14 protein-coding genes are annotated in these 14,753 nt (G+C 36.2%); 13 read left to right on the forward strand and 1 reads right to left on the reverse strand.

The window, feature by feature from the left end; all coding sequences use genetic code 11:
- Nucleotides 1–11 precede the first annotated feature (11 nt).
- Nucleotides 12–2,033, reverse strand: a complete 2,022-nt coding sequence (locus tag DFR79_RS02120) for a methyl-accepting chemotaxis protein (protein WP_133513855.1) — start codon at nucleotides 2,031–2,033, stop codon at nucleotides 12–14.
- A gap of 345 nt (nucleotides 2,034–2,378) precedes the next feature.
- Here DFR79_RS02120 and DFR79_RS02125 point away from each other — a divergent pair, with 345 nt between their 5' ends.
- The 13 genes from DFR79_RS02125 (at nucleotide 2,379) to DFR79_RS02185 (ending at nucleotide 14,751) form a co-directional block, all read left to right on the forward strand.
- Nucleotides 2,379–2,975, forward strand: coding sequence for a DUF1349 domain-containing protein (locus DFR79_RS02125; RefSeq protein ID WP_133513856.1), 597 nt, complete (start codon nucleotides 2,379–2,381; stop codon nucleotides 2,973–2,975).
- Nucleotides 2,976–3,015: 40 nt separating this feature from the next.
- Nucleotides 3,016–4,206 (forward strand): serine hydrolase, encoded by a 1,191-nt coding sequence (locus DFR79_RS02130; RefSeq protein ID WP_133513857.1) that lies wholly within the window; start codon nucleotides 3,016–3,018, stop codon nucleotides 4,204–4,206.
- A gap of 76 nt (nucleotides 4,207–4,282) precedes the next feature.
- A complete protein-coding gene (locus DFR79_RS02135) occupies nucleotides 4,283–5,131 on the forward strand; it encodes an alpha/beta fold hydrolase (RefSeq protein WP_166637940.1) in 849 nt (282 codons plus the stop codon).
- Nucleotides 5,132–5,320: 189 nt separating this feature from the next.
- Nucleotides 5,321–5,524, forward strand: coding sequence for a cold shock domain-containing protein (locus tag DFR79_RS02140; protein WP_013406635.1), 204 nt, complete (start codon nucleotides 5,321–5,323; stop codon nucleotides 5,522–5,524).
- A gap of 283 nt (nucleotides 5,525–5,807) precedes the next feature.
- Entirely contained in the window at nucleotides 5,808–6,008 is a 201-nt protein-coding gene (locus DFR79_RS02145) for a cold-shock protein (protein WP_208107116.1), read from the forward strand.
- A 208-nt stretch (nucleotides 6,009–6,216) separates the two neighbouring features.
- A complete protein-coding gene (gene typA / locus DFR79_RS02150) occupies nucleotides 6,217–8,022 on the forward strand; it encodes a translational GTPase TypA (RefSeq protein WP_133513859.1) in 1,806 nt (601 codons plus the stop codon).
- 225 nt (nucleotides 8,023–8,247) lie between these two features.
- A complete protein-coding gene (locus DFR79_RS02155) occupies nucleotides 8,248–9,186 on the forward strand; it encodes an NADP-dependent oxidoreductase (protein WP_133513860.1) in 939 nt (312 codons plus the stop codon).
- A 251-nt stretch (nucleotides 9,187–9,437) separates the two neighbouring features.
- The gene (locus DFR79_RS02160; protein ID WP_133513861.1) at nucleotides 9,438–10,010 is read left to right on the forward strand and encodes a rubrerythrin family protein; all 573 of its coding nucleotides are present in this window, start codon (nucleotides 9,438–9,440) and stop codon (nucleotides 10,008–10,010) included.
- 87 nt (nucleotides 10,011–10,097) lie between these two features.
- Nucleotides 10,098–10,454, forward strand: a complete 357-nt coding sequence (locus tag DFR79_RS02165; RefSeq protein WP_133513862.1) for a desulfoferrodoxin family protein — start codon at nucleotides 10,098–10,100, stop codon at nucleotides 10,452–10,454.
- Between the two features lie 152 nt (nucleotides 10,455–10,606).
- A complete protein-coding gene (locus tag DFR79_RS02170) occupies nucleotides 10,607–11,755 on the forward strand; it encodes a PfkB family carbohydrate kinase (protein WP_133513863.1) in 1,149 nt (382 codons plus the stop codon).
- A gap of 39 nt (nucleotides 11,756–11,794) precedes the next feature.
- Nucleotides 11,795–12,712, forward strand: coding sequence for a pseudouridine-5'-phosphate glycosidase (locus DFR79_RS02175; RefSeq protein ID WP_133513864.1), 918 nt, complete (start codon nucleotides 11,795–11,797; stop codon nucleotides 12,710–12,712).
- A 238-nt stretch (nucleotides 12,713–12,950) separates the two neighbouring features.
- Nucleotides 12,951–13,895 (forward strand): ABC transporter permease, encoded by a 945-nt coding sequence (locus DFR79_RS02180; protein ID WP_133513865.1) that lies wholly within the window; start codon nucleotides 12,951–12,953, stop codon nucleotides 13,893–13,895.
- Nucleotides 13,896–13,908: 13 nt separating this feature from the next.
- On the forward strand, nucleotides 13,909–14,751 hold the full coding sequence (locus DFR79_RS02185; RefSeq protein WP_133513866.1) for an ABC transporter permease: 843 nt from the start codon (nucleotides 13,909–13,911) through the stop codon (nucleotides 14,749–14,751).
- The last annotated feature ends 2 nt before the right edge of the window (nucleotides 14,752–14,753 follow it).

The following is a 14,753-nucleotide window of genomic DNA, read 5'->3' on the forward strand; positions in this document are numbered from 1 at the left end:
TATTCTTTTCTTTAAATCCTGAACTTGTTTACTGCATTGGAGAGTTCCTGAGCCATCTCGGCAAGATCCTGAGCTGAATTTACAATTTCTTCTGTGGAAGAACTCTGCTCTTGAGTTGCTGCGGCAACTTCTTCTGCATTACTTGCCGCTGTCTGGCTGACTTCTGCAATCTGTTTTACTGCAGATTCTACTTCATTACTGTTGACTTTCATTTTTTCGCTCTGGCTGCCTATATTTTCTATTATATTAGTCAGCACAGATGCTGCCTTTCTGATATCATTAAATGTCTTACCACTTTCTTCTATTGAGCTCACACTTGTATCTACTGCCTGTTCTGTTTGCTTCATATTTTTAACTGAAACCTCTACATCTTTTTGAATTCCACCAATTAATTCTGATATTTCATCTGTAGCCTCACCTGACTGTTCAGCCAGTTCTCTTATTTCATCTGCAACAACACTGAAGCCTCTCCCAGCTTCTCCTGCTCTTGCTGCCTCAATGGCCGCATTTAAAGCAAGAAGATTTGTCTGAGCAGAGATATCTTTAATTAGCTGTACTATCTCATCAATTCGTTGTGATGATTCTGCAAGAGAACCTATGGCCTCAGATACATTATTGGAATTGTTTTTAAGTTTATTAACTTCTGCCACAGAATTTTCTATAGATCTGTCTCCGACCTCAATATTTTCGGTTACTTCATTTGCTTTATTGTTCATGGCCTCAGAGGAGGAATTTACCATATTGATTTGTTCTGTCAGCTCATCAAGCAGGGCATTAGTTTCCTGTGCCTGTGCGGACTGTTCTTCAGCTCCAGATGCAACATCCTGAATTGCTGTTCCAACATGTTTCGCAGAAGCTGATACTTCTTCCCCAGATGCTGAAAGTTCTTCACTTGAAGCCGAGAGATTGGCCGATATATCTATTACCTGGCCGACAAGTGATTTCAGATTTTTGAGCATATTATTCAGTGCTTCTGAGAGTTCTCCCACTTCATCCTTAGTTTTAACTTTTAACTTTGCCACAGAAAGATTACCGTTTGCTATTTCTTCTGCAAATCCTATTGCATTTTTAAGCGGATTTACTACAGAAGAAGTTACCATAAAGACTATAATTGAAGCTAAAATAATAGCTATCAAGATTGTAATGAATATTTTGTTTCTGTATTCATTCAGGGCTGACTGATATTCAGAAGTTGGCAGGGCCGTGACTATTATATACTGATCATAGGGCATATAATGCTGGAGCAGTTCTTCTCCCTCTAGATTGATAATGTCACTACCTTCCTGTTGATTTAATATCTTTTCACCCCAGCTGTAATCTTTTATACTGCTGCCTATGAGTTGACTGTCCGGATGACTTATTATCTCACCGTTTTTATTTGTGATATATACATATCCATTGCTGCCGTATTTGGTTGTTCCCGCGATTCGGGTGATATCTATTTTTGATAAAATTTCCTGTAGCTCTGCTGGCTGAACACCAATCTGTACAATTCCAGATTCATCTGTTCTTCCGACTCCTATATATTTAAATAATTCACCATCTGTTCCTCTCTCCTGAGGAGCCTGGGATAGCTCAAATTCTTCATTTTCCAGCCCTTCCAGAAAAGGTTGTGTCTGTTCTGATTCACTAAAATCAAAGCCAATAAAATCGCTGACACTGGACCATCTGATAACACCTTCTCCATCAGTTACATGTATTTCTTCAACATTTAACTCTTCCATTAGAACATTTACCTCTTCCTGGATCATAGAATCAGGTACTTCTGTTAAATATTGATCTATTGTTCTGGTGATTGTGATTAGATATTTATCCATTGCCTGTTCAGTAAGTTGAGCATTTTCTCTTCTGTCATCTATTATAGTTGTAATTTCTTCCATTTTAGAAGTTGCTGTTTCTTCAGTCTGCTCCATTATATAATCTTTCTGTGTATCATAACCGATATATCCTATTGCTGCCATCCCTGCAATTAGCACTATAAGTGTTGGTATTAAAAATTTTGCTCGTATCGACTTGAATTTTAATAATTTCATTTTTCTTAATTACTCCCCTTTTTCCTGAAAATTTTATTTGAACATATTTATCTTAAGTCATTTTTAGTCCTGACATTTCTTTATTATCGCACATAATTAATATAGGTAATCTTCTTTTTAAAGTTAAGTATCTTGAATAATGATTAAAGTCTTTCTCCATTAATTAAAATTAATATTCTCAGAAATGGTCCCTGTTTCAACCATAATATTTTTTTGCAGAAGAATTATAAGGTTTAGATTTTGATAATGCAGATTAGAGGATGTATTTTATTATTTAAAAAAGGAGAAATTAAATTTACCAATAAATATATGGTTAAGATAGAACTAAAATTGGAGGTTAAGATAATGAGAAAAATTAAATTAGATAAAAGTATTTTTAATGATTTTTACTGGTTAAATGAACCCGAAAAATATTATTTTGAAAATGAACTGGTAATAAAAACTGAGCCGCAAACAGATTTCTGGCAGCGAACCCACTATGGTTTTAGAAATGATAATGCACCTGCTCTGCTGACTGATCTCGAAGCTGACTTTTCTTTTGCTGCTAAATTTAAATTTGAACCTCAAACTAAATATGATCAGTGTGGTATTATGCTGAGGCTTGACAGTGAAAACTGGATTAAAATCTCTACAGAATATGAGAATGAAGAAATAAGTAGGCTGGGAGCAGTTGTTACCAATCTCGGTTATTCTGACTGGGCAACAGAAGATATAAGCTCGGAAATTAATTCAGTCTGGTACAGAGTTAGCAAAAGAGGGAATGATTTTTTAATTGAAAATTCTTTTGACGGCACTAACTGGTCCCAGATGCGAATTACTCATCTGCATCAGGATTTTGAAGAAATTAAAGTTGGAGTTTATGCCTGCAGCCCAAAAAACAGCAGTTTTAAAGCCAAAATTGTGGAAATGAATATTGATGAGAATCACTGGGAAGCAAAATAAATATTATAGATAATAAGAAAATAAAATGAGGTGAGATAAAATGAGAGTTTATTTATTAGTAGCTATTCTGGTTTTTTCCTTATTAATTTCTACGACGGTGATGGCAGCTTCGGAAGCAGAAGTATTGCAGAAAATTTTCAGAATTGAAACGGAAAACTTAGAATCGCTTTTTGCAGCTTCTTTTTTAGAACAGGTTTCGGTAGAACAGATAGAAGCAATTGTTAATCAGTACGGTAGTGCTCTGGGGGCGGTCCAATCGATAGAAAAAACTGACGATGGATATAGTTTGCAGTTTGAAAAGGGAACTGCTCCGGCTAAGATAAGTTTAAATCAAGAGGATCAGATAATTGGGCTCTGGTTTGGTAACTACACTCTGGCAGAAGATAATCTGGATGCAATCTTAGCTGATCTTAAGGAACTTCCCGGTGAGCTTTCAATTTCGGTAATTAAAAATAATCAGGAAAAAGTGTTTAGCTTTAATGATCAAAAAAAGTTGGCAGTTGGATCGACTTTCAAATTACATGTTTTAAATAAACTATATCAGAAACTTAAAGCAGCTGATAAAAACTGGAGTGATGTTATAAAATTAGAGAAGCAGAATATGTCACTACCTTCTGGAATTTTACAGAACTGGCCTGCCGGTACACCGCTGACTTTGAGGAGTTTAAGTAATTTAATGATTTCTCAAAGTGATAATACAGCTACAGATCATTTAATAGATTATCTAGGTAGAGAAAAAATAGAAAGCGGTCTTAGTGACCTCAATCTTCCTTTTTTAAAGACCAGAGAATTTTTTATTCTAAAATTTTCTAAGGATGATCAGTTGAGGCAAAAATATTTAAATGCAAATTTAAAGAAAAAAAGAGAAATCCTGGCGGAACTTTCCGGGCAGGACCTTAAAAATATTTCAGTTGGAAATGAACCAGTTTTGATTGAAGATCTGGAATGGTATTTTAGTACAGAAGAGTTAGCCAGATTAATCTATGATTTAAAAGAGGCACCCGAAATTAAAATTAATCCTGGTCTGGTTGATAAAGATAATTATTATTTAGCAGGCTATAAAGGAGGCTCAGAACCAGGGGTACTGCAGTTTACCCATCTACTTCAGAAAACAGAGACTGCTGCTATTTATGCTATTTCGCTGACAATTAACAGCAGCGAGCAAGCGGTTGACAGTCAAAAAGCAGCTCAGCTGACATCAAGATTAATTTCTGCTGTGGTTGGTCTATAAAAATATTAATTATCAGCAGCAGTCAGTCTGGCAACTTATTTTATTAATTATGAAAGTTAAACTGGGGGCAGCAGTGATGAAAAGTGAGATAGTTAAACTGAAAAAAGGAACTATGGAATATACATTTAGAGGTAGGGGTCCAGTTGTGCTTAATCTCCACGGTGGCCACTCTAACTGTCAGGAAACATTTGGTATTCAGCCACTGCTGGAAGCTGGCTACAGTATTTTGACTCCTTCTCGACCGGGTTATGGTAAAACAGATATAGAAGCAAAAACTCCTGCAGAGTCTGCTTTTATCTTAATCGAACTTTTAGATCATTTAGATATTGATAAAGTCAATTTAATTGCTGTTTCTGCAGGGGGACCAACTGCTATTTATCTGGCAGCAAATTATTCAGCGAGAGTTAAAAAGTTAGTTCTAGAATCTGCAGCTTCCAGGTCCTGGGTAACTAAAAAGGATTTAGATTATAATGTAGGGAAAATTATTTTCAACCCTAAATCCCAAAAAATAATCTGGTTAATACTGCGTAAAATCGCCAATAATTTTCCGAGTTTTTTTGCAAAAATATTTTTACCGCAATTTTCCACTCTTACCAGGAGTGAAGTGATGGCCAGAATGAATAGTAACGATCTTGAAGCAGTAGTTAAAATGGTAAACCGCTACTCTTCAGATAAAGGGTTTATGTATGACCTGGAGCACCAGACTGAAAAAGAGGTGCTGCAGAAAATAGAGGTCCCGACTTTAATCCTTCACAGTAAATTTGATAAATCAGTTTCTTTTAAACATGCAGAATATGCCTCAGAGAATATAAAAAACTCAGAAATATATGCTGATGATTTTTGGGGCCATTTAATCTGGATCGGAAAATCTAAAAAAAATAGAGATAATAAATTACTGGAGTTTTTAGCTTCAAATCATTGCTAAAGTCAATCATAGTATAGACTTGCTCTCTGTATATAGCTTTAAAATCAGAAGAAAAAGAGAGAAAAAAAGAGAAATAGCAAAATAATTTTAAATAATCCTTGACAGTGACATATCAGAATGCTATACTATGGGAGATGGAGAAAAAACAAGTAAGAGTTCCATCGTTAAAAACTAGGAGGAATTTATTTAATGATTTACACAGGAACAGTTAAGTGGTTTGATGGGAAAAAAGGTTTTGGCTTTATTGAAAGAGAAGACGGAGACGACGTGTTCGCACACTTCTCAGCTATTGAAGAAGAAGGTTTCAAAAACCTTGACGAAGGTCAAGAAGTAGAATTTGAAATCGTAGAAGGCGACCGCGGCCCACAAGCTGCTAACATCGTTAAATTATAAAGCATAGATAGTTTTATGAATTTAAGGCTCTGTTCATTTACTTGGACAGAGCTTTTCTAAACAATCTGCTTTATATTAATCGAAGTTAAAAATCGGATTCAAAATTGTAATTTAGAATACAAAATGTGTTTGAGCGGCTAAACGCCGGTCTATAAAAGAGAAAATTAATGATTTTAAAAAAATAATGGTTGACAGGAGCATTTAATAATGCTAAACTGTAAAAGATGGAAAACAAAAAACAAGTAACACTTCCATCGTTAATAATAGGAGGAATAATTTAATGATTTATACAGGAACAGTTAAGTGGTTTGATGGGAAAAAAGGTTTTGGCTTTATTGAAAGAGAAGACGGAGACGACGTGTTCGCACACTTCTCAGCTATCGAAGAAGAAGGTTTCAAAAACCTTGAAGAAGGTCAGGAAGTAGAATTTGAAATCGTAGAAGGCGATCGCGGCCCACAAGCTGCTAATATCGTTAAGTTATAAAGCAAATAAAAGTTTTATAATAGAATTGAAAGCCCTGATTGCTTTTTTAAGTGGTCAGGGCTTTTTTGATTATAATAGCAAATGTATTTGTTTAAAATAATCGCATATAAATAAAAAGATTTAAATATTTTTGATTGATAGCGAGTAAATTTATAGTATAAAAAATAAGGAAGTTTAATATAACTTTATAAGAGAAAGGGTTTTTAGTGTGGATAAAAGAGAAATAATTAATTTAGCGGTTATTGCCCATGTTGATGCTGGTAAATCAACCCTTGTTGATGCTTTTTTAAATCAGAGTGGAGTTTTTAGAGAAAACGAAGAAGTTGTAGATTGTATAATGGACAGCAATGATCTTGAGCGGGAGCGCGGTATCACAATTTATTCCAAAAACTGTGCCATTGAGCATAATGGAGTTAAAATCAATATTGTTGATACTCCGGGACACGCGGACTTTTCTTCTGAGGTAGAGCGGGTCATCAAAGCAGTAGACTCTGCAATTTTAATTGTGGATGCTTCTGAAGGACCAATGCCGCAGACTAGATTTGTTCTCAAAAAATCTTTAGAAAAAGGAATTAAACCGATTGTCTTTATTAATAAAATAGATAAAAATAATCAGCGGGCAGAGGAAGTACATGATGAGATCATTGATCTTTTTATCGAACTTTCGGCAGATGATGAGCAGCTGGAATTCCCTGTGATCTATGGTATAGCAGTAGAAGGGAAGGCTTTTTTCGAACTGGATCATGAAAGCGAAAACCTGGATCCACTATTTGAAACAATTATTAATAGTGTTGATAGTTATCCAGATTTAGATGATCAGCCGCTGCAGATGCAAATTTATGATCTTGCTTATGACGATTATCTGGGTCGAATGGGCATTGGGCGAGTTTATAAAGGCACACTCAAAGATGGACAGCAGGTAGAAGTCTACAAGCGTGACGGTTCAACTAAAAAGGGTAAAATCACAAAATTATCCGTATATGAAGGTTTAAAACAAAACGCAGTTGAGGAAACTCACAGTGGAGAAATCGTATCGATTGCCGGACTGCCGGATATCTCAATTGGGGAAACCGTTTGTGAGGTAGGTAAAGTTGATCCGCTGCCGATGATAGAAATTGCTGAGCCAACTCTGGCCATGTATTTTCTGGTCAATGATTCTCCATTTGCCGGTCTAGAAGGTGACTATCTAACTACCCGCCATCTTAAAGCAAGATTGGAAAGAGAATTGGAAGTTAATGTAGGACTGCGGGTTGAGAAAGCTGAAAACACCGAAGCTTTTAAAGTTTCGGGTCGTGGTGAACTGCACCTTTCAATTTTGTTAGAAAATATGCGTCGTGAGGGTTATGAAGTTTCTGTTTCCAAGCCTGAGGTTTTAATGAAAGAAATTGACGGCAAAAAACATGAGCCAATTGAAAAAGTAATGGTTGAACTACCGGAAAAATATTCTGGAACTGTAATTAATAAGCTAAATCAACGTAAAGGAATTATGCATTCTATGATGCCCGAAGGTGATTATGTACATCTAGAGTATCTGGTCCCGACCAGAGGTTTGATTGGTTTTAGAAGTGAATTTATCAATGACACCAGTGGTGAAGGTACTCTGATTCGTTCCTTCGAAAAATATGAACCATTTAAAGGAAAAGTTCCAAAACGTAAAAATGGAGTTTTGATTTCTAATCAGCAGGGAACTGCCATGGGATATGCACTTTCTAACCTGGAAGATAGAGGTCAAATGTTCATTGAACCAGGAACCAAAGTTTATGAAGGAATGATCATTGGTTTACACAGTCGTGATAATGACCTGACAGTTAATGCCTGTAAGAACAAAAAATTGACAAATGTTAGAGCTTCCGGGTCTGATGACTCTATTAACCTGGCACCTGCTAAAAAATTCACCTTAGAGCAGGCCTTAGAGTTTATAGAAGATGATGAACTGGTAGAAATTACACCGGATGCTATTCGTCTGCGCAAAAAGATTTTAGATGAAAAAACAAGATTAAGAAATAACAAATAAAAACAGAAAAAAAGAATAAAAATAGAAAAATAATTGTAAAATGAATCCGACTGGAGTTACTTCTGGTCGGATTTTCTTTATTATTTTTTTGATTAGTGATTAAGCACCAATTCAAATTTTGACATTTAATTTTAAATATGATAATTTTATAGTTGGTAATAGTAATCAATCTTACAAAAATTTTAAGGGGATGGAACAGCAAATAACTGAAAGAAGGTGTTAATAATGAAAGCTATTGTTATTGATCAATATGGTGATAAAGACGAACTAAAAGAAAAAGAATTACCAAAACCAGAACCTGGAGCGGATGAGCTATTAATTGAAGTCCATGCAGCAGCCGTTAATCCTATCGACTGGAAGCTAAGATATGGTTATCTAAAAGAAAAATTACCTTTTGATTTCCCTATTGTTCTGGGGTGGGATGCAAGCGGAATAGTTAAAGAAACTGGCAAAGATGTATCTTCTTTTGAGAAAGGAGATCGAGTTTTTGTTAGACCTGAACTCACAAATCGGGGCACCTATGCTGAATATACGACTGCCAGGGAAGATCTGGTAGCCAGAATGCCGGATAACATTGATTTTAAAGAAGCAGCTGCAGTACCCCTTGCCGGGCTAACTGCTTATCAATGTCTGGCAGATGTTGGGAAACTAGTTTCAGGCAGCAAAGTATTGATTCACGCTGGTGCTGGTGGTGTTGGTAGTTTTGCTATTCAAATAGCCAAAAATCTGGGTGCTTATGTTGCAACTACAGGCAGCACCAAAAATGTAGAATTTTTAAAATCCCTGGGAGCTGATGAGGTCATTGATTATACAAAAGATGACTTTTCTGAGGTATTAGAGGATTATGACTTTGTTCTTGATTCTCTTGGAGGAGAAATACAGGAAAAAAGCTTCAATATTCTCAAACAGGGTGGAATGCTGGTTTCAATTGTTGAAGAACCTGATCAGGAAAAAGCCGACAAAATGGGTGTTACCGCTGAGCTGCACTGGCTAATACCTGATGGAGAAGAACTTGCTGCTCTGGCTGGAATGATGAAAAATGAAACTTTAAAACCTGTTGTAGGATCAGTTTTTCCTTTTTCAGAACAGGGGCTTAAAGATGCGCATGAGTTAAGTGAAACTCATCATGCCAGAGGAAAAATCATTATTGAAATTCGGACCTGACTTTAGTTGAAAATTTTCTTTGCCGGCTCTAGCAAGTTGAGAATAATAATTAAAAAAAGATTAAAATTAAGTTAAAATTTAGCTTTTTTAAATTTTAAAGCAGGAAAATTGCTTTTTAAATAGAAAGAATATATATAAGAGAAAGTATTCTGTTTTACTGAAATTTGTCAGTAAATGTTCTTGACAGGGCTTATTTTAGAATGATATACTGTTAATAGTAATAATTATTAATAATTGGAGGTATGCAAAAAATGGTAAAGAATGATCAAACAGCTCAAAATTTACGTTCTGCATATGCTGGAGAAAGTATGGCTTATCAGCGCTACATAGCCTGGGGCAGAAAAGCAAAAGAAGAAGGTTTCGAAAATGTAGCTTTACTTTTTAAAGCGATCGCGAATGCTGAACAGGTTCATGCTGGAAATCACTTTGAAGCACATGGAAATGTTGATGGTGGCTTTTTAGTTGCTGGTGGTGGAGAATTTGGTTATGGAACAACCTCCGAAAATCTTGTTGGAGCTATTGCGGGTGAAGAAGGCGAAATTGAGCAGATGTATCCTTCCTATAGTTTAGTTGCTAAAGATCAGGGAGAGTCTGATGCAGTGCGTTCATTCCATTATTCATTAGAGGCAGAGCAGATCCATGCTAAACTTTTCAGAAATGCTAAAGAACATGTTGATAATGGTGAAGACATTGAATTAGAATATGTTAGTATCTGTCAGGTTTGTGGCCACACAGTTGTTGATGATGTACCGGATAAATGTCCAGTTTGTGGAGAGCCTAAGTCTAAATTTAGAAAGTTTACCAAACAAATAGTTGCTGAGTAATTAATTTGGGTTTCTTAAATCACTTTCAGTTGAGAAAGTTGATTTGTTTAATTAAATAATCATCAAAACTATAAGGAGGAATTTTTAATGGGTTACTATGATCTTAAAAAGTTGGAAAACACTGGTGAAGACAAGACAGCCTTAGAGAAAAAACATGTTCCTTATATTCAATGTCCTGATAAAGTTCAAAAAGGCGAATATTTTGAAGTAACAGTTACTTTTGGTAAGGAAATTACTCATCCAATGGGACCAGATCACTATATTCAGTATTTTGATCTTTATGCTGATTATGCAAGTCTTGCAAGAGTTGACTTTACACCTGAAATGAAGGCGGAAGCTACCTTAACTCTTAAGCTAGAGGAATCCTGTGATTTAAATGTATATGCATTCTGTAATTTACATGATCACTGGGAAGGTTCCAAATCAATTGAAGTTGTAGAGTAAAAGCAAAATAAAATTTAAGTACTTAATCACCGCCCCCAGTGGGCGGTTTTTTCTATTTCTAAAGAAAATTTTAAAAAAAGATTTACAAAGCAGAGCTGATCTGTTATAATTAACCTAAACTAAAATTTAGATAAGTAAATAAATATTTAAAAATGGAGGTGCTGGCAATAGAAAACTTAACTGAAAGGGAAAAGGAAGTTCTGGGGCTAATCAAAAAAGATGCCACAGTCAGCAGAGAAGAGATAGCAGATCAGCTTGCTATTTCCGAATCGGCTGTAGGCACCTATATTCATCATTTGAGCAGTAAAGGCTATCTTCTGGGCCGGGGATATATAACTGCTCCCGAAAAAAAGGTAGTTGTTATTGGGGGGGCCAATCTTGATATCAAAGGTTACAGCCCCAATTATATCAGGGGAAGCTCCAGTCCGGGCTGGATAGAAGAAAGTTCTGGTGGAGTTGGGCGAAATATTGCAGAAGATCTGGCACTCTTGGGACAGGACGTGGTTCTCCTGACCACAATCAGCAGTGATCACTTTGGGCAAAAATTAAAAGACGAAACAAAAGATGTTGGGGTTGATATTTCACACTTCAAAATCACCTCAGCTCAGGATTATAAGACAGGAGTTTATCTTGCTCATCTTGATCAAAATGGAGATTTAATCGGAGCTGTAAATGATATGCGGATTTTAAAGGAAATTGACCGTAATTATCTGCAGGAAAAGAGAAAAATTATTGAAACTTCGGCTATGATAATTTTTGATACAAATTTAGAGCAGAGTACTATTGATTTTTTAGTTGAGCTGTGTTCAGAAAAAAAGATGATAAAAATTGCTGATGCGGTTTCAGTCGAAAAGGCGCTTAAATTAAAAGATAGGTTAGAATCTCTTGATTATCTAAGAGGGAATCTGGATGAAATCGAAGTAGCAATGAATATTGTTAAAATTGAAGAAACTGAGAAAGCTCAAAAACTAAAGCTAACTGATAGAATTGACCGGATTAAGAATTATTACGAAAAGAATGAATATCTACCGGAGCTTGTGATTAGTACTGGTAAAGATGGTGCCTATCATCTCAGCCATCAGGAGGGTAATGTTACATTAAAGCATTTTAAGGCAGTAGAAATTGACAGTGAAGAAATTGTCGAAACAACTGGTGCGGGAGATGCACTTACAGCAGGCCTGGCAGCAGGACTAATGAATAAATTTGCTGTGGCCGAAGCTATAGAACTGGGAATTAAAGCCTCTGCCCTGACGGTGAAATCCGAATTGACCTGTAATCCTGACCTGGCAGAGTTAAAATAAGCTACAGATAATGTCAATTAAAAAAATGGAGGTAATATAATGAAAAGTTTAGAAAACTATTTAGAAATCAAAGGTGAAGTAAGAGAGGCACTTAAAGCAGGTAGACCTGTTGTGGCCCTGGAGTCAACAATTATTGCTCATGGAATGCCTTATCCGCAGAATATAGAAACAGCTTTAGAAATTGAAGAGATTATTAGAGCCAATGGTGCGCTTCCCGCAACAATTGGAATTATAGATGGTAAAATTAAAATTGGTTTAACCAAAGAAGAGGTAGAATTTTTAGGAGAGTCGGACGAAATTGTAAAGGTCAGCCGTCGGGATCTACCGGTAGTATTGGCCGAAAAAAAACATGGTGCAACTACAGTTGCTGGAACAATGATTGCGGCCGAACTGGCTGGAATTAAGATTTTTGTGACCGGTGGGGTCGGAGGTGTACATCGGGGTGCTGAAGAGAGCTTTGATATTTCTGCTGACTTAGAGGAATTGAAAAAAACTTCCGTTGCTGTAATTGCAGCAGGAGCTAAATCAATACTTGATCTTGGTTTAACCCTGGAGAAATTGGAAACCTTTGGAGTGCCAGTTCTTGGCTATCAAACTAAAGAACTGCCGGCATTTTACAGCCGTCACAGCGGATTTGATTGTGATTACAAATTGGATAGCCCGGAACAGGCAGCAGATGTCTTAAAAGCAAAGTGGGAACTCGGATTAGACGGTGGAGTTTTAATTGCTAATCCAGTTCCAGAAGCAGATGAGATTGAATACTCAGTAATCAATGAAAAAATTGAACAGGCTTTAGCAGAAGCTGAAGATCAGGAAATTAGTGGTAAGGAATTGACTCCTTTTTTACTGGATAGAATTAAAGAAATTACAGATGGTCAGAGTTTAGTAACCAATATTGCCCTGGTTAGAAATAATGCGGTAGTTGGTGCAAAAATAGCAAAAGCTTTTTCCAGCTAATCTACATGCCGAGCACCACTTGATTTATGTCAATGATTGTCGAAAACCACCGTTAATCCGGTGGTTTTAATTAATTTAAGGACTTTATTGACAAAAGTCGACATAAATCGGGTGGTACACGGTAGGAGTAAGTAGTGCTAAATTTATAATTTGTAAATTTACTTAATTGATATAAAAAGTCTGTTGTGATAATATAAGTTAAAAGATAAAATGAGATTTATAATCAGGAAGTGAAAAAATGCGAAATTATATAATAAAAAGGTTACTGCTCTTGATTCCAATAATATTTATTGTAGCTGTAATTGCCTTTTTTATAACTAATTTAATGCCTGGTGATCCAGTTAGGGTTATTCTGGGTAATATGGCCACCGAGTCAGAAGTTGCCAGGTTGGAACAGAGTCTTGGTCTGGATCAGCCGCTAATTGTAAGGTTTTTTAAATGGCTGTCTAATATAATGAGAGGAAACTTTGGGGAGTCATTTTATCTGCATGCTCCAGTTTCAGAAGTGCTACTTCAGCGGATTCAGCCGACTTTTTTAATTGCTGTTCTGGCTGAAATTTTAGGAATCACTGGAGGTATGCTCCTGGGAATCCTGGCAGCAGCTAAACACAGAAAATTTTTAGATCAATTTTCAATAACTATTTCACTTTTTGGAATCTCTGTCCCCAGTTTCTGGCTGGCTTTAATTTTGATGTATCTTTTTTCAGTAAGGCTGGGTTGGTTTCCTGTTAGCGGTTATGAATCTTTTGCAGAAGCTGGATTGGGAACCTTTCGCTATATAATTTTACCGGCTGTAACCCTTGCGTTTATGCAGGCTGGTTTGATAGCGAGAATGACCAGAAGTGCAATGCTGGACACACTTAAACAGGATTATATTCGGACTGCAAAAAGTAAAGGGTTATCAACTAAAAGTATAGTTTTTAAACACGCACTTAAAAATTCTATGATGCCGGTGATTACAGTAATTGGTCACAACTTTGCAGTGCTGCTGGGTGGAACCTGGATTGTAGAAACTATTTTTGTAATTCCAGGGACAGGTTTTATGGCAATTAATGCAATTATGCGCCGCGATATACCTATAATTCAGGCTTCAATTATTTTTGTAGCGGTAATTTATGTAATCTTAAATTTATTTGTAGATTTAAGTTATGCCTTTTTAAACCCAAAAATTCGTTATAATTAAGGGGTAATAAAAATTGCTTTTTCTAAAAAAATATAACAAATATAAGCACCCATATATTACCACATCGATAATCATTTTAATTATTTTAATTTTTTTAAGTCTTTTTGCTCCGGTAATTACAGACTATAGTCCTGTCAGAAACCATCCCCGGGACAGACTTCAGCCACCTTCCAGGAAACATCTTCTGGGGACAGATCAATTTGGACGTGATGTTTTCACCAGGATTTTGTATGGTATTCGGGCTTCAATGCAGGTTGGTCTGGCAGTTGTAATATTAACTATGATTACTGGTGGAATTGTTGGGATTGCAGCTGGATTTTATCCCCGAATTGATAAAGTAGTTATGCGATTTCTGGATGCAATGATGGCTTTTCCTGGCATAATTATTGCAATTTCTCTGGCTGCTATTTGGGGGGCTGGTAAATTTAATATCATTCTGGCTTTGTCGTTTGCCTATTTTCCCAGGATGGCAAGAATTGTCCGCAGTTCAGTAATTTCGATTAAGGACCTGGACTATGTAGAATCTGCCCGGGCAGCAGGAGCTAGAGATTCAAGAATCATTTTAAAGCATATTCTAAAAAATTCGGCATCTCCAATCATGGTTCAGGCTACTTTTAATTTTGCTTTAGCTATTTTGGATGAGGCGGCACTCAGCTTTTTGGGGGTCGGTATTATGCCGCCCACTCCAAGTTTAGGAGCCATGGTAACAGATGCCAGATCATATATGGTAGTTGCACCCTGGATGATTTTAGCTCCAGGAATTATGATCATCCTTGCAGTTCTGTCTTTAAATTTATTGGGAGATGGACTGCGTGATCTGTTGGATCCGCATTTAAAAAATACAATCAAAAATTAAAG

This window comes from Halanaerobium saccharolyticum, assembly GCF_004362045.1.
GTDB classification, from domain to species: Bacteria; Bacillota; Halanaerobiia; order Halanaerobiales; family Halanaerobiaceae; genus Halanaerobium; species Halanaerobium saccharolyticum_C.